The organism is Tepidanaerobacter sp. EBM-38, from assembly GCA_001896545.1.
Taxonomy (GTDB): Bacteria; Bacillota; Thermosediminibacteria; order Thermosediminibacterales; family Tepidanaerobacteraceae; genus Tepidanaerobacter.
In genome coordinates, this window is record MPOT01000017.1 from 17,446 (window position 1) to 39,088 (window position 21,643).

Annotated in this window: 20 protein-coding genes and 1 riboswitch; of the genes, 5 read left to right on the plus strand and 15 right to left on the minus strand. The window is 37.3% G+C overall.

What is annotated here, in order from left to right; all coding sequences use genetic code 11:
- From BUC45_RS01010 to acpS, 8 genes are all read right to left on the minus strand, one after another.
- Nucleotides 1–819 carry a M55 family metallopeptidase gene (locus BUC45_RS01010; RefSeq protein WP_296969542.1) on the minus strand — a complete coding sequence of 273 codons (819 nt, stop codon included), beginning with the start codon at nt 817–819 and terminating at the stop codon, nt 1–3.
- 33 nt (nt 820–852) lie between these two features.
- Nucleotides 853–1,563 carry a gamma-glutamyl-gamma-aminobutyrate hydrolase family protein gene (locus BUC45_RS01015; RefSeq protein ID WP_296969545.1) on the minus strand — a complete coding sequence of 237 codons (711 nt, stop codon included), beginning with the start codon at nt 1,561–1,563 and terminating at the stop codon, nt 853–855.
- Nucleotides 1,564–1,593: 30 nt separating this feature from the next.
- Complete coding sequence (locus tag BUC45_RS01020) at nt 1,594–2,799, minus strand: HD-GYP domain-containing protein (protein ID WP_296969547.1); 1,206 nt, start codon at nt 2,797–2,799, stop codon at nt 1,594–1,596.
- A gap of 224 nt (nt 2,800–3,023) precedes the next feature.
- Entirely contained in the window at nt 3,024–3,374 is a 351-nt protein-coding gene (locus BUC45_RS01025; protein ID WP_296969550.1) for a type II toxin-antitoxin system PemK/MazF family toxin, read from the minus strand.
- Between the two features lies 1 nt (nt 3,375).
- Nucleotides 3,376–3,651 carry a ribbon-helix-helix protein, CopG family gene (locus BUC45_RS01030; protein ID WP_013777605.1) on the minus strand — a complete coding sequence of 92 codons (276 nt, stop codon included), beginning with the start codon at nt 3,649–3,651 and terminating at the stop codon, nt 3,376–3,378.
- Nucleotides 3,652–3,744: 93 nt separating this feature from the next.
- The gene (gene alr / locus BUC45_RS01035; RefSeq protein ID WP_296969553.1) at nt 3,745–4,926 is read right to left on the minus strand and encodes an alanine racemase; all 1,182 of its coding nucleotides are present in this window, start codon (nt 4,924–4,926) and stop codon (nt 3,745–3,747) included.
- Nucleotides 4,886–6,502: an NAD(P)H-hydrate dehydratase gene (locus BUC45_RS01040; protein WP_296969556.1), complete on the minus strand. Its 1,617-nt coding sequence runs from the start codon at nt 6,500–6,502 to the stop codon at nt 4,886–4,888. The genes alr and BUC45_RS01040 overlap by 41 nt, the downstream gene beginning before the upstream one ends.
- Nucleotides 6,450–6,872, minus strand: coding sequence for a holo-ACP synthase (acpS, locus tag BUC45_RS01045; RefSeq protein ID WP_296969559.1), 423 nt, complete (start codon nt 6,870–6,872; stop codon nt 6,450–6,452). The genes BUC45_RS01040 and acpS overlap by 53 nt, the downstream gene beginning before the upstream one ends.
- Nucleotides 6,873–7,078: 206 nt before the next feature.
- Here acpS and BUC45_RS01050 point away from each other — a divergent pair, with 206 nt between their 5' ends.
- Entirely contained in the window at nt 7,079–7,519 is a 441-nt protein-coding gene (locus BUC45_RS01050; RefSeq protein ID WP_296969562.1) for an Hsp20/alpha crystallin family protein, read from the plus strand.
- Nucleotides 7,520–7,610: 91 nt separating this feature from the next.
- Here the strand turns inward: BUC45_RS01050 and thiT are convergent, their stop codons facing one another.
- Nucleotides 7,611–8,246 carry an energy-coupled thiamine transporter ThiT gene (gene thiT, locus BUC45_RS01055; protein WP_013777600.1) on the minus strand — a complete coding sequence of 212 codons (636 nt, stop codon included), beginning with the start codon at nt 8,244–8,246 and terminating at the stop codon, nt 7,611–7,613.
- 90 nt (nt 8,247–8,336) lie between these two features.
- Nucleotides 8,337–8,440: riboswitch (TPP riboswitch) on the minus strand.
- Nucleotides 8,441–8,680: 240 nt separating this feature from the next.
- On the opposite strand from thiT, the gene BUC45_RS01060 reads away from it, so the two are divergent.
- Nucleotides 8,681–9,865, plus strand: a complete 1,185-nt coding sequence (locus BUC45_RS01060) for a 6-phosphofructokinase (RefSeq protein ID WP_366749431.1) — start codon at nt 8,681–8,683, stop codon at nt 9,863–9,865.
- Between the two features lie 150 nt (nt 9,866–10,015).
- Here BUC45_RS01060 and BUC45_RS01065 read toward each other — a convergent pair whose 3' ends face one another.
- The 6 genes from BUC45_RS01065 to BUC45_RS01090 form a co-directional block, all read right to left on the minus strand.
- Nucleotides 10,016–10,999 (minus strand): ABC transporter substrate-binding protein, encoded by a 984-nt coding sequence (locus BUC45_RS01065; RefSeq protein WP_296969568.1) that lies wholly within the window; start codon nt 10,997–10,999, stop codon nt 10,016–10,018.
- A gap of 41 nt (nt 11,000–11,040) precedes the next feature.
- Nucleotides 11,041–12,075, minus strand: coding sequence for an ABC transporter permease (locus BUC45_RS01070; protein WP_013777597.1), 1,035 nt, complete (start codon nt 12,073–12,075; stop codon nt 11,041–11,043).
- 34 nt (nt 12,076–12,109) lie between these two features.
- The gene (locus BUC45_RS01075) at nt 12,110–13,627 is read right to left on the minus strand and encodes a sugar ABC transporter ATP-binding protein (protein ID WP_296969571.1); all 1,518 of its coding nucleotides are present in this window, start codon (nt 13,625–13,627) and stop codon (nt 12,110–12,112) included.
- Nucleotides 13,628–13,880: 253 nt separating this feature from the next.
- Nucleotides 13,881–15,332: an ATP-binding cassette domain-containing protein gene (locus BUC45_RS01080; RefSeq protein ID WP_296969574.1), complete on the minus strand. Its 1,452-nt coding sequence runs from the start codon at nt 15,330–15,332 to the stop codon at nt 13,881–13,883.
- Nucleotides 15,295–16,368 (minus strand): histidine kinase, encoded by a 1,074-nt coding sequence (locus BUC45_RS01085; RefSeq protein WP_366749440.1) that lies wholly within the window; start codon nt 16,366–16,368, stop codon nt 15,295–15,297. The genes BUC45_RS01080 and BUC45_RS01085 overlap by 38 nt, the downstream gene beginning before the upstream one ends.
- A 7-nt stretch (nt 16,369–16,375) precedes the next feature.
- Entirely contained in the window at nt 16,376–17,989 is a 1,614-nt protein-coding gene (locus BUC45_RS01090; RefSeq protein WP_296969579.1) for a response regulator, read from the minus strand.
- 227 nt (nt 17,990–18,216) lie between these two features.
- Here BUC45_RS01090 and BUC45_RS01095 point away from each other — a divergent pair, with 227 nt between their 5' ends.
- The 3 genes from BUC45_RS01095 to BUC45_RS01105 all read left to right on the plus strand — a co-directional run bounded on the left by BUC45_RS01095 (nt 18,217) and on the right by BUC45_RS01105 (nt 21,630).
- Nucleotides 18,217–20,181, plus strand: a complete 1,965-nt coding sequence (locus BUC45_RS01095) for a BglG family transcription antiterminator (protein ID WP_296969582.1) — start codon at nt 18,217–18,219, stop codon at nt 20,179–20,181.
- A 163-nt stretch (nt 20,182–20,344) separates the two neighbouring features.
- Nucleotides 20,345–20,680: a PTS lactose/cellobiose transporter subunit IIA gene (locus BUC45_RS01100; RefSeq protein WP_296969586.1), complete on the plus strand. Its 336-nt coding sequence runs from the start codon at nt 20,345–20,347 to the stop codon at nt 20,678–20,680.
- On the plus strand, nt 20,677–21,630 hold the full coding sequence (locus BUC45_RS01105; protein WP_296969589.1) for a N(4)-(beta-N-acetylglucosaminyl)-L-asparaginase: 954 nt from the start codon (nt 20,677–20,679) through the stop codon (nt 21,628–21,630). The genes BUC45_RS01100 and BUC45_RS01105 overlap by 4 nt, the downstream gene beginning before the upstream one ends.
- Nucleotides 21,631–21,643: the final 13 nt, after the last annotated feature.

Sequence of the window (21,643 nt, forward strand, 5' to 3'; positions counted from 1 at the left end):
TCATATTATACCACTTGTTAAGGCAAGCATAACCCTAAATACTTTGTAAGTTTCTAAGTAATCTCTTCCTGTATAAATTACCGTACGTGCATCTTTTTTCATTACACCCGGTATAAGCTGCGCCATTGCCGACATATCAGATACGGTAAAAGTTACCTCTAATTCCACGGGGTCTTTTTCCACTGTTGGTTTAAATGATGGGATTTTTTTCATGGCTTCAGCCACACCTGCTTTTAAACGAGCTTCAACTCGACTAAATGGATAAATCACAGCAGCAGTGCGCCCTAATGCATGTTTCACCGCCACTCCCACATGTTCATTCAGTTCCTCTCGAGCACATCTTATGGCATTTTGATCTCCAGACACAAAAGCTACCGGAACATGATAATACCCCGCCAGTCGCCCGTTTAATCCTGCTTCGCTTACAGGCCTGCCATTTATCTTTGCCTCTAATACGCGAAAAGTATATGTATGGTCGATTATTGATTCACTGCTTCCTGCTCGAGCGTGATATCCGACAAAAAAGACCGCATCAAATGATTCATCAATACCTTCCATCATACTAAGCGGTTTGAGGCTTCCACTGATAAGTGAAACCCTAGAATCCAATTCTTCAATAAGTATATTATCCATATCTCCATGGGCATCATTTACGACAATATCCTTTGCTCCGTTTTCAAAGGCTGCTTCGATTACGGCATTAACCTCACTTGTCATCATCCTTCTTGCTCTTTCATACTCACGTGCGCCGGAATTTATTTGATGCATAGAAGTAATTCCGGAAATTCCCTCCATATCAGTTGAAATATATATTTTCACAATAATCCTCCTCCAACCGTCGGCTTACTTGTTTTAACGCCGCTTTGCAGCATCTATCATGGATTCGAATATACGTAAAAATACGGCATCCCTTATCATTTCCTCCGGGTGCCACTGAACTCCAATACAAAACATATCAGCTTCCTTTAGTTCTATGGCTTCGACAACTCCATCCGAAGCCAATGCAGAAACTTTACAGCTAGCTGCCGGTTCTTTTACCGCTTGATGGTGGAAACTATTTACACATAAGTGTTTTTGCCTTAAAATTTGAAAAATGGCAGAATCTTCTTCGACAATTTCAATTTCATGGCTTCCATGCCAGCGAGGTGCACTCTGAACATGTTTTAAAGGCTGTTTAAACTCTGTAGGGATATCCTGAAATAATGTTCCACCCAAAACTACATTTAAAACTTGCATACCCCTACATATTCCCAATAAAGGCTTTTTGACTCTTAGCATCTCATCGGCAAGAAACATTTCAGCAGTATCTCTGCAGGGATTTACATCTCCTAGATTAGTACTTGGTTTTTCATTATAATATGAAGGGTCTATGTCAGGACCTCCAGATAAGATTATACCGTCAAGCTTTTCAACCAAAGCTTTCAAGGCCGTCTCATCTTGAATCGGCGGTATTGCAACCGGTAACCCTCCGGCTAATTGTACCGCATGAAAATATTTTTCACCGAGTTGAGCCTGATTTTTATCATAATCAAAAGACATGGTAATTCCTATAAGAGGCAGCATTTCATATACTCCCCTTCTATATTTTATACTTTATAATGCCTTTACCGCAACTTTGACTATCTTAGGGTCGAACTGACTTCCTGCATTTTTTATCAGTTCCTTTTTAGCCTCATTCTTGCTCTTAGTTTTTTGATAAGGTCTAAAAGACGTCATTGCATCGAAGGAATCCGCTACTGCCATTATTCGAGCACCCAATGGAATATTTTCTCCACTAGCACCGTCAGGATATCCTCTGCCGTCGTATCTTTCATGATGGCCTCCCGCCACAGATACCAAATCTTTTAGTTCGCTTATCATGCTAATAATTTCCATTGTATACACCGGATGTCTTTTCATAAGCTTAAACTCTTCCAGCGTCAAGGCTGAGGGTTTATCCAATATACTCTTGGGTACTGCTACTTTCCCTGCATCATGTAAATATGCGGCTATCTCGTATTTTTTAGCCGTTTCCTCAAATAAACCCATACCCTTAGCAAGCCTATATGTATAAAATGCTACACGTTCCGAGTGACCTGCCGTATAACTGTGCTTGGCATCAATGACTTGAGCAAACACTTTGACTGCATTTCTTATATCTATGTTGCATGTTGTTAAGTCAAAAGGAGGCAACTCCCTCATAGCTTTCGGCAGCATTTCTGAAACTCTTTTTTCATCCATGATTTCATCAAAAAAATTACCCTCTTCCAGGGTCGCAATCATTAGCTCACATATTAAATCTGAAAACTCCGAGCCTCTGCGTGCGAAAAGAATAGTTTTTACTCCATTTAGATTCAGCGGCGGCTTTACTCTAGCTAAAATATCAAAGGTATCGGCAATTCTTAATATTTGTGCTCCCAAGTTTATATTGTTGCCTTTTAGGCCTTTCGGGTATCCTCTACCGTCCCAATACTCATGGTGCTCCATTATCATATTTGCCGCAATAGTTAGCGGACCTATTTCGCTTACGATTTGAGCGCTCTTTTCACTATGTTTTAACAGTATGGGATTTTTAAAATGTTCTTCTATATCCGTGTAGTGAATCACGTGCTCCTTTAAAGATATTGCACCTATATCATGCAAAAGTCCTGCATAAAATATCTGAGTTCTATATTCGGGTAATATTTTTCGCGACATTCTTTCAGCTAAAATTGCAACCCTCCATGCGTGATAGAGTTTCCTGCTTTCATCTAAATCCATCATTAAAGACAGTGCCATCATAAGCTCCGTAAAAAACCGGGTCTTTGTCTTTGTCTTCATCTTTATCCCCCAAGCGCCACTCTATATTTTATCATTTTATATATTCTAAATAATATTACATAATCCTTCTTTTTTTTATAAAAATCGTGTTTATTAATTTAACAATGATTGACAAAAATTAAGGCTCCCGCTATTTTATTGAAATGCTCTCCTTGAAGTAGACAGTTAAAGTAATAAAACTGTTTACATTAAGGGAATACGGAAGCCTTATCTTCGTATTTTCATTACAGTTCCTCAAGGCCTAAGCTAACTTTTAATGCTTCATCGACTTTTTTCATTATATCCTGATCTAAAATTGTAATCTTTTCTTTTAGCCTTCGCTTATCTATTGTTCTAAGCTGTTCAAGCAAAATTACCGAATCCTTTTCAAGACCATAATCCTTGCTTGGCAATTCTACATGTGTGGGCAGTTTTGCCTTATCGATCTGAGAAGTAATTGCAGCAATAATAATAGTAGGACTGTATTTATTTCCTACATCGTTTTGTACCACCAATACCGGTCTAATGCCGCCCTGTTCCGATCCGACTACCGGATTTAGGTCTGCATAAAATATGTCACCACGCCTAACCAGCACATTATTCACACCCCGAAAGTCTTGTTTCGTATAGTACAAAGTCTTTGTAATCCTCACATATCCCCATTTCTGCAAATTTTATGTTTAATTCTGCCATCTGCATGTAACCGGCTTTTAACTGTTCCCTTATCCTTATCTTCTCCATTTCTTTAATATATAATTTCATTGCATCGCGAATAAATTCACTGCGATTTCTATTTTCCAAAGCAACGAAATAATCTACCTCTTCTAATAAATTATCCGGCAAACTAACAACAATGCGTTTTAATTCCGCCATACCGGCACCCCCTAAATTTTTAAAGCAACGTGCAAGTACATAATTTATTATATATATCAATATAATTATGTCAATTGGGCAAGAAAAATATACCTATTTTACCAAAAAATTTTTGATATTTTGTATTTTACCATTACTAATATATACCCTTGGCACTCTTTTTGATATACCACAAGTTATTTCATAATTTATAGTCCCGATGATTTTTGCTATGTCTTCAGCCTCGATTCTCTCGCTGCCATCGGCTCCAATTAATGTAACTTCATCTTTCGGTTTTACATCACCTTGTATGTCAGTAACATCTACCATGCATTGATCCATGCAAATACGTCCTACAACCGGAGCTCGTTGCCCATTTATCAGTACCTGGGCTCGGGACGAAAGCAGTCTTGAGTAGCCATCGGCATATCCCACCGGTAGTGTTGCAATAAGGGTATGCCTTTCAGTTATATATGTTCCACCATAGCTGATTGCTTTGCCCTTCGGCAATGATTTAACATGAGCTACTCGGGTTTTTAAACTCAGTATGGGTTTTAAATGGATTTTACTTTTGGTAATTTCCTCTGAAGGATACATGCCGTAAAGGATAATGCCTGGTCGAACCATATCAAGATGTGTATTTGGATACTCTATAATACCCGCACTATTAGCAATATGCTTTATTGGTATCTTGTAGTCTTTTGCTTCAATAGTATTTACCGCTTCAGTAAAAATTCGAAATTGTTCTTCAGTAACTGTTCTATCTTTTTCATCTGCCTTTGCAAAATGAGTAAAAATGCCTTCTACTTTTAGGCCCTCAAGCTGAAACAGTTTTCTGATGTCTGAAATAGAAGATGCATCCGTTTGAAAACCTATCCGGCTCATACCCGTATCAAGTTTTATATGAACTTTGGCTTTTTTCTTTCGCTTTAAAGCCTTTTCGGAAAGCAAAATTGCAGATTTTAGACTATATACGGTCTGAGTAATATCGTGCTCTATTATTGTATCAAATTGATTTTCAGGTGTAAAACCCAAAATAAGGATGGGCGCTTTTATGCCCTTTTCTCTTAATTCTACTGCCTCATCCAAAAATGCTACTCCAAGATAATGTGCTCCACAAGAAAGAGCAGTCTGTGCAACTTCTACGGCTCCGTGTCCGTATCCATCTGCCTTTATTATCGCACATAATTTGGCGTTGGTTGAAGTAATTCTTCTAATTTCCATTAAGTTATGTCTTAAATCATCTAAGTTAATCTCAGCCCAAGTAGGTCTGATATTTAGAAGTTCTTTGGGCATCTTTATACTCCTTAATATCCTTTATTACTTTATACAAATAATCAATAATATCTCCGGCCGCAAGACATATTTCTCCTTTTTCCCGGGCTGCAAGGTCACCGGCTAAGCCATGCAAGTATACACCTGCTGCTGCAGCCTCATAAGGTTTCATGCCGCGAGCTAAAAAAGCTCCAATTATACCTGAAAGCACATCACCACTGCCGCCAGTAGCCATCCCGGCATTACCCGTAGGATTAATAAACAGCTTTCCTTCGGAAGTAGCAACTAAAGTCCTGGCACCCTTTAAGACTGCTGTGCAGCCGAACCTCTTGGCTGCTGTCTTAACAGAAGATATTCTGTCCTGTTGAACTTCCGATGAGGTTATAGAAAGAAGTCGGGCTATCTCTCCTGGATGTGGAGTAATAATTACCGGAGCTTGCGCTTTATTTAAGGTCTCCGGATATTCTGCCAAAGCGTTTAAGCCGTCAGCATCGATAACCATTGGCACTTTACAGTTTAGAATAAACTGCCTTACGAATTGTTTTGTTTCATTTTTTGTAGAAAGACCCGGTCCCAGGACTACAACCTTACTTTGGTTTGCAAACTGTAATGCCTTATCAAGAGCAGCAACGCTAATACAGCGTTCTGGCGTTTCAGGAAGCGGTATCGTCATAGCTTCCGTAAGTTTTATCTCAAGGATGTCGTTCAGGCTTTCGGGAATTCCAACTGTTACCAAACCCGCTCCACTTCTCACCGCGGCTTCTGCCGACAGAGTCGCCGCTCCTGTCATTCCACATGAGGCAGCTATAACAAAGACTTTGCCGAAAGTGCCTTTATGGGCATCAGGAGGATATTCTTTAAAACAACTCGAAACCCACTTGTAATCCAGAAATTCAGCCTCAGCTTCATTAGATTCAATTAAATTTATCGGCATACCTATATCGGCAACAATTAACTTACCTACATATTCAACTCCGGGATAGAGTAGTAAACCTATTTTAGGAGCAGCCATAGTAACCGTCTGCTCAGCCTTCACTGCATTTCCAAGCACCTTCCCCGTTTCGCCGCATATCCCTGAAGGTATATCTACGGCGATGACCGGAATTTCTAGCTTGTTAATCATTTCGATTACATCACGAGCAATACCTCTCACATCACCCTTTAATCCTGTGCCAAGTATGGCATCGACCAAGATTGAGGCATTGCTTGTCATTTTCATTACTGTATTTAAATCTGTTTCTTCATCAATGACTTTTATCTTTAAGCCCATATTCTTTGCAATTTTCAAATTTATAGCTGCATCACCTGTTATGCTACTTGGATTTGCTATAATAAACACATTTGTGTCAAAACCCATATTAGCTAGGTGCCGAGCAGCTACAAAACCATCACCGCCATTGTTGCCTTTACCACAGAATAATACAATTTTTGTCATGTTTGCCGGTCTTTTATCTTCTCTTTGACAATCCCACATATTCTTTACAGCCAACGCTACCTCTCTACCGGCATTTTCCATGAGAACAACTCCGGGAATTTCGTAAGTTTCAACGGCTGTTTGATCCATCTTCCTCATGGTAGAGGGACTTACTGCTTTCATCTGCTGCACCTCCAAGTGCTACAGCAAAAGCTATAGCATATTCCTTACTGTGCGAAATTGTAACAAGCATGCTTTTAAAGTTCTTTGACTTGAATATTTCTAGAGCTTTCCCTGTTATAGCAACTATCGGTTTTCCAGATATGTCACTTAAAATTTCTATATCTTTCCATTTTATATTGCGAAAACCAGTGCCTAATGCTTTTACCACAGCTTCTTTTGCGGCAAACTTTCCGGAAAGATGCATGTAATAATTCTTTTTGCCGTTTATTTCACTAAGCTCCCTGCAAGTAAAGAAACGCTTCTCAAATGCCTTCCTTTGACAAGCTTTTTTTATTCTATTTATTTCAATAATATCCACACCAATTTGCATATCAAGCCTCTGTATAAGATGAATTATATTTTTAAAATAAGTACAAAATAATCAATGTAACCATATATAAATATAATATATAATTTCTATATTTAAGTATAAAAACCTTCGTTATTTTAAATTTAAACTAAAAATTTATTGACCTATCCTGACCTTTATGGTATAATATTAGTAAATATTGACATTTGATAAAGGAGGAAAATATTATGCAGAGTAGAGGTTTGATGCCTTGGAGGCGGCGTAAGACTTTACTTCCTGAGTTTTTTGACTGGGCTTTTAACACTGATGATTTAACAAATTTTTTTGACGAGTTTGATTTTAAGCCTTTTAAAGTGGATTTAAGGGAAACCGAAAAGGAATATGTAATAGAAGCAGATCTTCCCGGCTGTGATAAGGATAATATTAAAATTAGTTATGAAGGGGACATCCTTACAATCAACGCAAATTATGAGGAAGCCACCGAAGAAAAAGATAAGAATTTTATTCGGCGCGAACGCCGTCAAGGCAATTTCTCCAGGTCCATTCCTATCCCGGACAATGTTAAAAGTGATGCAATTAAAGCAAACTTTAACAATGGCGTATTAAGGGTTATTTTACCAAAATTAGAAATCTCAAAGCCGAGCGGAAAAATTATAGATATTGAATAGCATACAATAGTATACAAAAAAACCGGGAAGTATCATATCATTTTTCCCGGTTTTTTTGTATCAATAATTGGTATGAATGCTAAAAAATTTTTTATTTTACTTGATTCTTTAGCTGTTCAATAACTTTTCGGACCTTAGGAATCATTGAAATCAAAAGACATATTAAAATATCTGTTCCTAATACCGTGCCGTTTACTGCTATTGAATAGACAATTGGACTCATCCCTTCAGGAGCAAAAGACGCAAAAAATATGACTCCTGAAAGAAAACTTGAAAATATCTGGCCAAGACCTCCTGCGATAATACCTAAACTGATATTATTACGGAAAAATCCAGCTAGTCCCCATGCTGCAAAGGCTAAAATATAATCCAGGAAGACCTGAAACGGGTGTAATATATATGGGTCTTGAACAAGTTGCAAAAGACCATATGCTGTTCCAGCCATCAAACCTGCAGCCGGTCCGAAAATATAGGCATAGATAAATATTGGCAGTGCACTTGCCAAAGTTATAGAACCCCCCTGCGGCCAGCGATATAACCGAATGTAGGACAGTATAAAGGCAACTGCAACGCAAAGACCACCATATACAATAGCTTTTGTATTAAACTTTGTGTGTTTCCCTAGGGTGCTAAGCACCACCACAAACGCAAAAATGCAAAACAAAACAAGCCATGTTATTGGAGTTATTTCCGCAAAGTCTTCGAAAAAATTAACTGCAGTATTCAACTTAGCTCACCTCCTCCCCCTGTGAAAATGCAATATGTCCGGAGAGTAGATGGCAAAGAAGCCGCCAACAACAAGGTTAGCGGCTTTATTTACATACTAAAACCACTTCCCTACGCTAGCATTACCTAGAGCAGGTTCAAGGGTCAGTGAGTTTACTCACTATCTCAGCTATCCGCGCTCCCCTAGTGGACATAAAATATAAATATTTATTTTGCTGAATTTAATATAGCATGATTTAGAAAATATATCAAGCATGAAATACTATAGCTAAGAAGAGGGAAGGGAAATGTTCGACTTGTTTAGCTATTAATCTAATGCTATAATGATGAAAGAAAATTTAGTATTTCTAAAGCAAGATAGGTTATTATCAAGATTATTTTAAAAAACATAATATGCATGTTATTTAAAATTATTATGTAGGGAGAGTGAATCTTTTGAAAAAAAACCTTGTTCTCGCCCAATCAGGAGGTCCTACATCAGTTATCAATGCTAGTTGCTATGGTATTATAAAAGAAGCCAGAAAATACGAAATTAAATTATATGCAGCAAAATTCGGTATCGAGGGTATATTACAAGATAATTTGATCGATATGACCAATATCAGCGAATCAGATTTAAATCTTTTAAGATATTCACCATCGGCAGCTTTCGGCTCCTGCAGACATAAACTCAAAGATGAGGATTTTGAAAAAATAATTGAAACCTTTGACAAGTATCAGATAGGTTATTTTGTCTATATCGGCGGTAATGACTCTATGGACACTGCCCATAGATTATCGGAGTATATTAAAAAGATAGGTAGGGACATTAAAGTCATAGGTGTGCCTAAAACTATTGATAATGATCTTGTGAATACACATTTTTGCCCCGGCTATGGAAGCGCTGCAAAGTATATAGCTACAAGCGTGCGTGAAATGTCGTTGGATGCTGATGTTTATGCAAAGGACATCGTCACTATTGTGGAAGTTATGGGACGGAATAGCGGCTTTTTGGCTGCCGCCGGTGCATTGGCTCGTGATAATGTTGTCAGTTCACCTCATTTAATATATTTCCCTGAAATACCCTTTGATGAAAATGAATTTTTAAATGATGTCAAGACAACTTTTAAAAGAAATAACGGCAAAGTATTTATAGTAGCTTCTGAAGGCCTCAAGAACAAGGATGGTAATTATATTTATTTAAACGAGCAGAAAGCCGATGCCTTTGGAAATGTACAAATGGGCGGCGTAGGACATTACATGAGACATCTTGTAACTGAAAATATAACAAAACGGGTTAAGGTTGTTGAGCTGTCAATTATCCAGCGCTGTGCGGCTCATGCGGCTTCACTTGCAGATAATGAGGCTGCTGTTATGGTTGGAGAGGCTGCTGCAAAAAAAATCATGGATGGCGTAAGCGATATAATGATATCTATCAAGAACACTGATAACGGCTTTGAAGCTGGAACAGTTCCTCTATCCGAAGTTGCCAATCGCACCAAACTATTGCCTAGCCAGTGGATAGATAGTAAAAACAGGTGGGTTACACAGGATGCTATCGATTACATGCTGCCACTTATTCAAGGCGAGGTAAAAGTTCCTTATGTAAACGGCATACCTAAATATATAAGGTTTATTTAGGCAAGCGCAAGTATGTGCTAATGTGATTCGTACAGTCTTAACAATAATTCACGGGTTATACCCGTGATATTTTTTTGCAAATAGAATACCGCAAAACTACCTTGGGACAGTTTTGCGGTATTCTATGTCTGTAAGCCAAATTATTATAAACTACTTAACATCGTCTTTTGTTATAACCGACACACCTGTATCAATAAACTCATGGCCAGTTTCTTCACCATTTAAGGCCTTCGCAGCAGTTTTTACACCTTCATAACCCATCACTTCCGGGTTTTGTGCCATTGTGCAGAGTAAATAGCCTTCTTTAATGAGATTGAGAATTGCATCTGACTTGTCAAACCCAACTCCTATAACATTCTTGCCGGCTTCTTTGATAGCATTGCCAATTCCAACCGTTGAACCTTCATTAGCTCCAAATAGACCCACACAGCCTTGGGTTATGAAATTAGCAGCGGCATCCTTGGATTTGGCCGCATCACCATCACAATACTGTGTTTCAAGAACCTCAAAACTGCTGCCTTTTAATGCTTCCCTAAAACCTTCTTCACGTGCCACTGTAGATGCTGTGGCGGCATTTACGCTAATAACGCCAATTTTACCTTCCTTAATGCCCGCAGCTTCAAGCGCTTTAAGCATTTCCTCACCGGCTGTCTTTCCAGCAGCTTTGTTATCAGTCGCTAAGGTTTGAATAGCGGGAAAATCCGCCGGAGAATCGACATAGACAATTTTAACACCAGCTGCTTGGGCTTCTTCGAGTGCAGACTGAACTGCTACAGGACCGTTAGCAGCAAGCAGTATCGCATCCGCTCCACCAGCTACAGCATTATTAATACATTCAATCTGTTTCGCATCATCTTTAACATCAGGGGCTAACCACTTATAGTCAATATTACCCAGCTCAGATACTGCCTGTCTACAGCCTTTATCTACATTTACCCAGTGCTGATCCATTTGATCCATTGTAATTAAATATACTTTATAATTTTGGGAATCGGATTTACCTCCATTTGTTTGTGTAGGTGTAGACTCTTGTGCTCCTTTATTTGCTTCTTTATTGCCACAACCGGCTGCAAAGCTAGCAATCAAAACCAAACACAGCAACAACGCAAACAACTTAGATTTTAGAAGTCTCACTTTCTATTCCTCCTTGTTTTTAGTTTTTATAAATTAAAGCATCATGCTTTAATTTCACCAGAATCTGAAATCACCTTTTCCCTTTTCTTTCTTATACTTCCACCTCTAACAATAACGTCCAATAAAACAGAAACCACAACAATGATTCCAATCACAATATTACGTATGGCAACCGGCGCGCCGGCAAATTGTAAGCCATTCTGCAATACTCCCCAGATAGAAGCTCCTACCACGGTTCCCAGCAAAATTCCTTGCCCTCCCAGAGTACTTACACCGCCAATAACAGAAGCAGCAACCGCAAACATCTCATAACCGGTACCAGCATCCATAGTACCCATGCCGCTTATAGCGCAAGTAATAAGGCCGACTGTACAAGCACAAATCGAACTGACAACATAAGCTGTTGTAGTAGTAGCAATTATATTAACACCTGAAAGCCTTGATGCTTCTATGTTGCTGCCAATCGCATAAATATAGCGACCTGTTCTGGTTTTGCTAAGAATAAAGTTAAACACTAGCCACAAGACAACTGCAATCCATATGGTATTATATATTCCTAAGATTTTACCATAGTAAAAAAAGTTCCTGAAACCATTTGCTGCAGCCCCAATCGAATCAGTATTGTAGTTATTATTTACAATTTGAGCTATGCCCCTTGCAATAGTCATAGTGCCAAGTGTTGCAATAAATGGCGGCAGTTTGCAGCTTGCAACCAACTGTCCGTTTGTTACGCCAACCACTAGGCAGCAAAAAAATGTAATCACAACAGCAACCCATGGATTAACTCCTTTTGTCATCATTGTTGCTGAAATCATACAACTCATACCGATAACAGAACCTATAGAAAGGTCGATATTGCCTGTAATTAAGACAAATGATTGACCTATGCCGATTATCAGAATAGGAGCAATTTGACGAAGCAGATTACTAATATTCCTGCTTGAAAAAAATATTGGATTTAATATGCCAAATACAATGCAAATTATAATAAGACCGAATGTTACCGATACGACCTGACCCATGCCCCTAGTTGCCATTATTTTTTTAAATATACTCTGATCTTTTCTTTTTTTCATTTATATCTCTCCTATAGATCTATTTATGTTGTTTTTAGGCAGTAGCAGCATTGTTTATTTTAGTCTCGAATTTTGTTGCATATTCAAGGATAAGATTTTGTGTGGCATCTTCAATGTTAAGCTCGCCGGTGATTCTCCCATCACACATAACAAGTATTCTATCACTAATACCCATTATCTCCGGCATTTCCGAAGAAACAAATATAACACCTATTCCCTGCTGCTTTAAGTCATTCATAATATTATAAATTTCTACCTTTGCTGCTACGTCAATTCCTCTTGTAGGTTCATCAAATATCACTACATGAGAGTTTCTGGCAAGCCATTTGCTTACAACAACCTTCTGTTGATTTCCTCCCGAAAGGCTGCCTGCATTTACTTCGGGACTTGGCAGTTTAATGCTTAAATCATTTATAGCTTTGTCTACTATTGATTTTTCTTTTTGAAAGTCCACCACACCCTGCTTATTACAAAGTATATCTAAATTAGGTAATGCAATATTTTCGCGAACACTTAACTCAGTGCATAAACCGTCTTTTTTTCTATCCTCCGGGACTAGCACTATCCCTGCTTTAATTGCATCCATCGGCCTATCAATCGTTATGGTCTTGCCATGTAAGATGATTTCACCTGATTCTTTGGGCTCAGCTCCAAAAATAGCACGAGTGGTTTCCGTGCGCCCTGCACCCATCAAGCCTGCAATTCCCAGAATTTCGCCTTCATACAGTTCAAAGCTGACATTTCGTACCATTCTGCCTGCATTTAAGTTCTTTACCTCAAATATTTTTTCTCCTCGATCTGTAACCACCCTTGGGAATTTCTGCTTAATTTCTCGGCCTACCATATAAGTTATAATTTCCGGCATTGTAATATCAGAGAAGTTTTTAGTTATAATGTGCTTTCCATCTCGCATAATCATGACCCGATCGGCAATGTGCTGTAATTCCTCTAAGCGATGGGAAATATATATGATACCACAGCCTTCGCTTTTTAGCTTTCGTATTATTTTAAACAAGTCATCAATTTCTTTAGAGGTTAAGGCGGATGTAGGTTCATCCATTATCAGTATTTTAGAATTTATTGAAAGAGCTTTTGCAATCTCCACCATCTGCTGTTTAGAAACTGCTAAATCGCCGACAATTGTGTCTGGAGAAATATCAATGTTAAGCTTTTCAAGAATAGCTTTTGCCCGTCTATTCATTTCACGACTTGACAAAATGCCTTTCTGACTCATCTCACGTCCTAAAAAGATATTTTCTGCTACTGTAAGATGTGGACACATATTCAATTCTTGATGTATAATCGCGACACCCATCTCTTGCGCCTTTTTAGGGGTTAAATTATCTACTTTTTGGCCTAAAATCCTGACATCGCCGCTATCAGGTGTGTAGACACCACTTAGGATTTTTACCAAAGTTGATTTACCTGCGCCATTTTCTCCAAGTAAAGCAAGAACTTCCCCAGCCTTTAAATTAAGTGATACATCATCTAAAGCATTTACTCCCGGAAAAGTTTTGTAAATATGCTCCATTTCGACTATATACTCTTGCATGAACCTCACCTGTTCTTAGATTTAGTATTCGCTCACCTATTTACCACTATATCATCTGTGATTTGACATAACAAAGAGGTAGTCTTTGGAATTAGGGGGGTATTCTTTGGAACTTCATTTAATTTTATGACAATCTAATAATATGTATTTTTCTGGAAAGTTAAATCCTTCTACATATTAAAAAGCCACTGTAAGCTCCCCGGTAATACTAAATCCGGGTTGCTGACAATGGCTAGTTATAAACTAAGATTAATTATTGGCTTGCTCGAAACAGCGGAAATTTTTCGCTGTCATATTTATCTCGAAGTTTTCCTTGCTCGACCACAATAAGCCGATCAGCTACAGTAAGACAATCCGATATGCTAACAGCTAAAATAACCACTGTTATTCCCTTTTTTCTAAGTTGATCAATTAACTGAATTACATGATGTCTAAGATACATATCTGCACCCGAGAAGGGTTGCATACAAAAAACAACTTTTGGATTGTAAAGATGAACTCTGTAATAGACTAAATTATATAAGGACTTTGGAGTCAAATTTCTTATGTCATCAGCATAAATATCTTCCCCTAACAATGGCTCATATTCTTGGATGATGCTATTTTTAACACTTTTGCTGCGCCAAAAATGATCGGACAGCTTCCTATCCAGCAGGAAGCATAGATTATCTAAATAGCTTCTTTCATAAAATAACATTGTCTGAATTGGGTTTTCTTGGATGAAACAAACCTTTTTAGTTAATTTTGCAATCTTCTCAATATAATTATCACCATCAAGAAAAATAGTTCCAGAGATGGGCTCAATTTCTCCGTTAATTAATTTAATAATATCTGTTAAAGTAGTATTATTTATATCTAAAAAAGCAACACACTCGCCTTTTTCAATTGTAAAGCTCATATCGCTGATATATTCTGTACAAACATTTTGAAATTTTAACATGCCCTTACTGCTACCCCTAGAAGCAATTGCCGAACCTACATGGGTAAAATCAAGGGTATATGGCTCTATCATTTCATCTCTAAATTCACTTTTATTGAGTACTTTTAACAGCCTGCCGTTTTCCATTAAAGAAACCCTGTCACAGATTTTGAAGGCTTCTTCATGATGATTGCAGATATATAAAAATGAGATGCCCTGCTTTGAGTAATAGCGTAAAATATCATGAATCTTTTTCAGATCAACCGCACTTATGAAGTTGCTGATATCTCTTAGAACAATCAATTTGACATTTGATACAACTGCTTTTATGATTTCTACTACACATTTTTCAAAAAAAGATAAATGCGATACTAATTCTTCTCCATCAATTTGAATATCCAATTCTTTTGCAAATAGGCTAAACTGAGTATTAAGCACTTTTGGATTAATTACGTATTTTTTAAAGCCTCTTCTCATTACAAATACATTATCCGCTACCGTTAAGTCCTCTACTAATCGGCTTTGCTTTTCAATGATGGATACCGGATTCATATCCATGCCACTATGTTGATAGCTATTGACTAATTTTTCTTGAAAATATATATGTCCATAGTGAATAGGCGTATTTTGGCAAAGCAGTTTAATTAAAGCTTCTTTGCCATGGGCGTTGACACATACAAGACCCATAATTTCCCCTTTAAAAACATGCATACTGAAATTATCTAAAAAAGTCACACCATCAGTAATCTTAGTTACCCGTTCCATACGAAAAACTTCTTCTTTCATCCGGACTTTCTCCACCTTTTTCGGTAATTCTCGGTAACGTAATTTCTACATCTGTACCTAAATTTACTGTGCTGTAAATATCAATCCCGTATTTTTCTCCAAATAAAAGCTTGATTCTGTTATTTACATTTATTATGCCGATACCGGCTCTCCTTTCACCGTCAGTCCTCATATAATCAAAAGACTGTGTATTAAGTTTTTTGTTAAGTTCTCGTAATTGTTCTTCCTGTATACCTAATCCATCGTCAGACACCGTTATGATGAGCCGCTTGGGAGTGGTTTCAATTCTAATGGTAACATTGCCCTTGCCCATTTTCCTTTCAATTCCATGAAAAATTGCATTTTCTACAATAGGCTGCAATGTTAGCTTAGGCAAGCGCAACTTTAATACCTCTTTTTTATCCTCACAATCATATTTGACGCTTAAATTCAGGCGCTCTCCAAAGCGATATTGTTGAATAATATAGTAATTTTCAATATTTGTCAGTTCATCCTCTAATGTAACCAAATTCTCCATGTTAGAAATCGTATATCGGAAAAAGACTCCCAACGCTTCCGCCATTTCAGCTACATTATCCAAGCCGGCCACAACGGCTTCACCGCGGATACCTTCTAAGCTATTATACAAAAAATGAGGATTTATTTGATTTTGCAGTGCTAGGTACTGTGACTGCTTTTTTGTCGCATTTATCAAATCACTTGTATCAAAAATCGCCTTAATTTTTTTAATAGCCTGATCCATTTCCGGGCTAAGTGGCCATCTTAGCTGGTAAATGCCTTGTATGGTGTAACCCTTTGCAAAAAGTTTCAAGACCTTGGACGTTTCTTTATATGGAAGGTATATCCGCTTGTATGACGCACATGCAATAATAAAAAATACCGCATAGCTTATTATAAGCATCGGAATGTATTTATTATTGGCTACTGATATTAAAGTAAGAGCAAATAGCAGGCAAGCTATAAAAGTCAGTAATACCAAAAACATATGGTAAACTCGAAAAGATATGTAATGAGCATTTTTATTTTTCATAACCATCATATTCCTAAGCATATAATTTTCTATATTCATTCGGTCTAAGACCAGTATATTTTGTAAAACTCTTTCTAAAATGTTTTAAATCAGCGTACCCTACTACTTCGCAAATATTGGCAATATTCATGTTTGTTTCCTTCAAGAGTTCCTTTGCTTTATTCAGCCTTACTTCAGAAAGATATTCTGTAAAATTTTTTCCGCTTTCTTTTTTAAATAAAAAACTAAAATAGGAATCATTAAACCCGACAAAATCGCTAACATCTTTTAGTGTGATGGGTTTCATATAATTTTGCTGAATATACTGCTTTGCCATATAAATTGGTTTAATATCAGTTTGCATTTTATCTTTTACAATAATGCCTAAAGATTTACAAATGTTCTCTACTAATAGCTCAAACAGTTCCTCTGCAGAGCTGCAAAGGTCTGCATGTAATAAAAAGGTTTCATAAAGCAGTTCCGAGTCACTTATATTAAACTTATACTTCCTCAATAACATCAAGCAATTACTATAAATAGCCGTTACTAAATCAAATATCTCTTGGCCGGAAATATTCGGTTTATTTAGCATCTTTTCTTTTAGTAAATTAATCTCGCAAATAACACCTTCTGAATCTAAAACTTCCAAAGGACTCTCTATGTTTTCGGTAAGTTCTGCTATTATACTGTCACAACTTTCATGGTGGTTTTTTAATTCCGCATACTCCAGTAAATTTCCCGTTCCTTCTACTAGGCGTTGTCTTATAGCCCATTGCGCCTCAAGGAGAGAATCTTCCAATTGTTTAATATCTTCCACAGCTCTTCCAAGTCCAACAGTAAATTCTATTTCATGGTATAATCGCTGTTGCATAAGGATATCATCAAAACTTGACTTGAGTTTTTTACGTACCACATCCTGCTTCGCTTTATCATAGTTTAGGATACCGTAAACCCTGCTGTTTTTAAGGTAAGTTTCTACATCAAAACATTCTTTGCCTAGACTTTTGTTCAGTGTTTGTACAATTTTCTCGCCTACTACATTCATATTTTCACATAAATCCTTGTATTTGCAGTCCACTTTAAAAATAAAAATTTGAAAGCAGTCAGGTTGAAATTTAAAAAGATAATTTTTGTTAATTTCATCAACCTTCATATCCGCCCGATTTGCATTTTTATTTAGTAACATCTCTACGAAAAATCCAGACCGCAATTTGCCTATGTTATCTTTTAATTGAAGTTGCAATTCCTCTTCTCTGGATAATTGTTGGGTTTTCCGCCTGTATTTTTCACGTATTTTATTTAATGTATTTAAGAGTTCATTTTTATTAATAGGTTTTAGCAAATAATCACTGACTCCGTATTTTATAGCAGTTTGAGCATATTCAAAATGACTGTACCCGCTTATGATTATGAAATCAACATCTTCTTTGATTTGCTTGCCCTTCTCAATCATTTCCAGCCCATCACATCCCGGCATGCGTATATCTGTAATCATCAAATCAGGCTGAAGTTTTTCTATCAATTCCAGTGCCTCAATGCCATTATGAGCTACCCCGACTATCTCCATATCTAATGCTTTCCAATCTATAAGATTGCAAATCAATTTGCATACCCTCACCTCATCGTCAGCTATTACAACCTTTATCATGAAGCTACCCCTCTATTCTTAAGATTTTTAGTCATGATAACCTTTTAGCAAGATAAACTCAAAATAAAACCACCTATCAAAAATTACTCTTTACGGTGGAATCATATATATATTCTTTAAAGAAATCCAATTTCCTGCATGGGACGAAAATTCAAAATTCTTTTCTTGACTGTTATCACTTTTACAATGTATGATATATCTGAATTTCTATTATTAGGAGGATTAATTTGAGCAAAGTCAATTTAACTCCCCGCCAAAAATTAATACTGGAAATACTATATAAAGAAAACCGCTGGTTAAAAGGTGGAGAAATTGCTGTAAAGCTAGGAATTACAGCAAGGACAGTAAGAAATGATATACAACAGCTCAATTCGGAGTTTAATATAGACCCAACATTAATTGCCTCTTCCAAGCGAAAGGGATACATTGTTGCCAACCGTGAAAAGGCCGAAGATATATTGGAACATCTTAAATCATCACAAAATAATTTGCCGATTTATCCTGATGAACGTGTAAATTTTATCCTTAAAAAGCTACTATTCGAGAAAACGGAAATTAATATATTTGACTTGGCTGATGAACTTATGGTAAGTGATTGCACCATTGAAAACGATCTTATTAAAGTAAAGAAAATCATAGCAGAGAGCTCTCAAAACTTAAATCTTAAAAGGAACTCAGACAACATCAGTCTTGAAGGAAGTGAAGATAGTAAAAGAAATTTGTTGAGCCAACTACTTTTTAAGGAAGCCGGCAATAATTTCCTAAATATATCGAAGTATGATACTTATTTTGAAGACCTAAATATGTCTGTCATACAGGATATTGTTCTTTCATCAATTAAAAAGCATAATTTTGTGATAAACGAAATAGGACTATTAAACCTGGTTATTCATATAGCCATTACAATCAAAAGAATAAAGAGCAACCACTTTATCGAAGATTCCCCGTGTCCCGAAAGTTTCCTTAAGACAAATGAATATAAACTGGCGGCAGAGATCGGTCAAGGTATATTGGAAAAATTCGGCATCCGTCTTCCTGAGCAGGAAATTTTATATATCGGCTATATGATTTTAGGAAAACGCATCTTAAAAAGCAAATGCAGCAGCTTCCACTATCTAGAAAATGTAATTGAATCAAAGTATATAAAAATAACTCAAAAACTTATTGAATCCATCTATGATAACTTTGGAATAAATTTTTTAGGCGATGAAGATTTGCTCGTAGGCCTGTCCATGCATATAAAGGCAATGGACAGCCGTATCCAAAGCAGCATTATTCTCAGAAATCCCATTTTAGACGAGCTTAAGCACAGGTACCCATTTATTTTCGAGCTTGCAGTCTTTTTATCCAATGAATTTTACAAACTCACAAATATACAAATGAACGAAAACGAGATCGGATTTTTTGCTCTTCATTTAGGAGCTGCGTTTGAACGTTTCAACCAAAAAACCGCATCAAAGAAAAAAGTTGCTCTTATATGCACTGAAAATTTGAAGGATATTTTACGCTCTAAAATCATGGCTGAATTTGGAAACAAACTTGAAATAGCGGACGTCTTGTCAATTATAGAATATGATAAAGCAAAGAACATGGAACTTGATTTCATTATAAGCACAGCCGATCTACAGGGCCATTTTAATATACCGGTAATATTCATTTCCCCATTTCTTGATAACAAAGATGTTCAAGAAATCAATAAGCAGTTGAATTTTTTTGAAATTGCAATGAATGTCAGAGGAATTATAAGCCGAATAGATCAGGCTATAGTCGAAGAATTATTCTTTCCCGATTTAGCTATTGAAGATAGTTTTGAAGTCATGAAGTTCTTGGCAGACAAACTGTATGAGAAGGGTTATGTTCCGGAAACGTATTTTGATTCCGTAGTCGAAAGAGAATCCTTGTCTTCCACATCTTTTGGTAACATGGTTGCCATACCCCATGCTCTAATAATGAACGCTTATCAAACCACCATTACTGTAGGTATTCTCAAAAAGCCTATAGAATGGGGCGACTACAAGGTCCAACTTGTTTTTATGTTCGCCATTAACGAATCCGATGTAAAAAGCCTCCAAAATCTTTATAAATATCTCATGCAAATATTAGACGATCCGCACGCCGTAAGCCGCCTAATTAAGGCGAGGAAATTTGATGAGTTTAAACAGATAATACTTGATTATTATGCAGCAAAGTAATGACTGATGTTAAAACTTTATTGTCAAAGGAGTTCTGGCTCAATTTAATCAGAACTCCTTTTCCGTTCTGTTAGGAAAATATTTATTTGAATATACTGTAAGCTAGTCATTAAAATAGATATAGAAGCATCAAATATCAAAATTAGGCGGAAAGGTGGCAATCATGCAAAACATTGAAGAAGTTTCTGTTAAAATTATTGCTTCTGCAGGTGATGCTCTGGCACAAATGATGCAAGCTTTAGATGTTGCACGAAATGGCGATTTTGAAAGGGCTGATAGTTTAATGGAACAAGCAAGTCTGTCTATCACTGAAGCCCATAAAGTTCAAACAGGCCTCATCACTCAGGAAGCTCAAGGCATTAAAAGCGAATATTCAATATTAATGGTCCACGCACAAGACCACTTAATGAACGCAATGCTGGCTCAGATTCTTATTAAAGAAATGATAGAACTTTATAAAAAGCTCAAAAATATATCAGAAGGAGGTAAATTTAATTGAGCTTTGGAATAATTGCCACATGGCGTATGGCTCTTGAAGGCGTTGCTGAAGCGATTAAAATGCTGAAAAATGACTCGAGCGCAGGTGATGCCTTAGAAAAAGCCATAATGATGGTCGAAGATTATCCATTCTATAAGTCTGTAGGCTATGGCGGACTGCCAAATGAGAATTGCGAAGTAGAACTTGATGCAGCTTTTATGGATGGGAACACTTTATCCATCGGCGCAGTTGGCGGTATTCGCGATTTTAAAAACCCTATTAGCATCGCACGCCGCCTTAGCCAGGAAAGATTTAATATTTTTCTGGTTGGCGTCGGTGCTGAAGAATATGCACATAAGAATGGTTTTGAAAGAAAAAACATGCTGACAAAGCGGGCTAAAAAAATCTGGGAGAAACGAATTAAGGAAATAAGAGAACAGAGCCTTAGCCCTTACGACGGCCATGACACAGTGGGTATGGTATGTCTTGACGCAAATGGCAATATGGCGGCAGGCACCTCTACCAGCGGTTTGTTTATGAAAAAGCCAGGGCGTATAGGTGATTCACCTCTATCAGGCTCAGGCTTTTATGTAGACTCGCAAATCGGCGGGGCTGTAGCTACCGGCCTTGGCGAAGATATCATGAAAGGCTGCCTATCCTATGAAACCGTAAGGCTAATAGAGCACGGCCTTCATCCACAAGAAGCCGCAGAAAGGTCGGTATATGAATTTACACAAAAACTCATAAAAAGGAGGGGAAAAGCCGGAGAAATATCCGTTGTATGCATGGACAGCGAAGGCCGCTGGGGCGTTGGAACAAATGTAGAATTTTCCTTTGTTGCAGCTAGCGACCGCGATGATGTTCCAAAAGTATATCTTGCAAATCCGCAAGGCGCCAAAACTTTATATTCAGAAGCTAGCCCACAGTGGCTTAAAGACTATCTGGAAAGAATTAAGAGTCCGATTGTGTAAAATAAAAAAAATG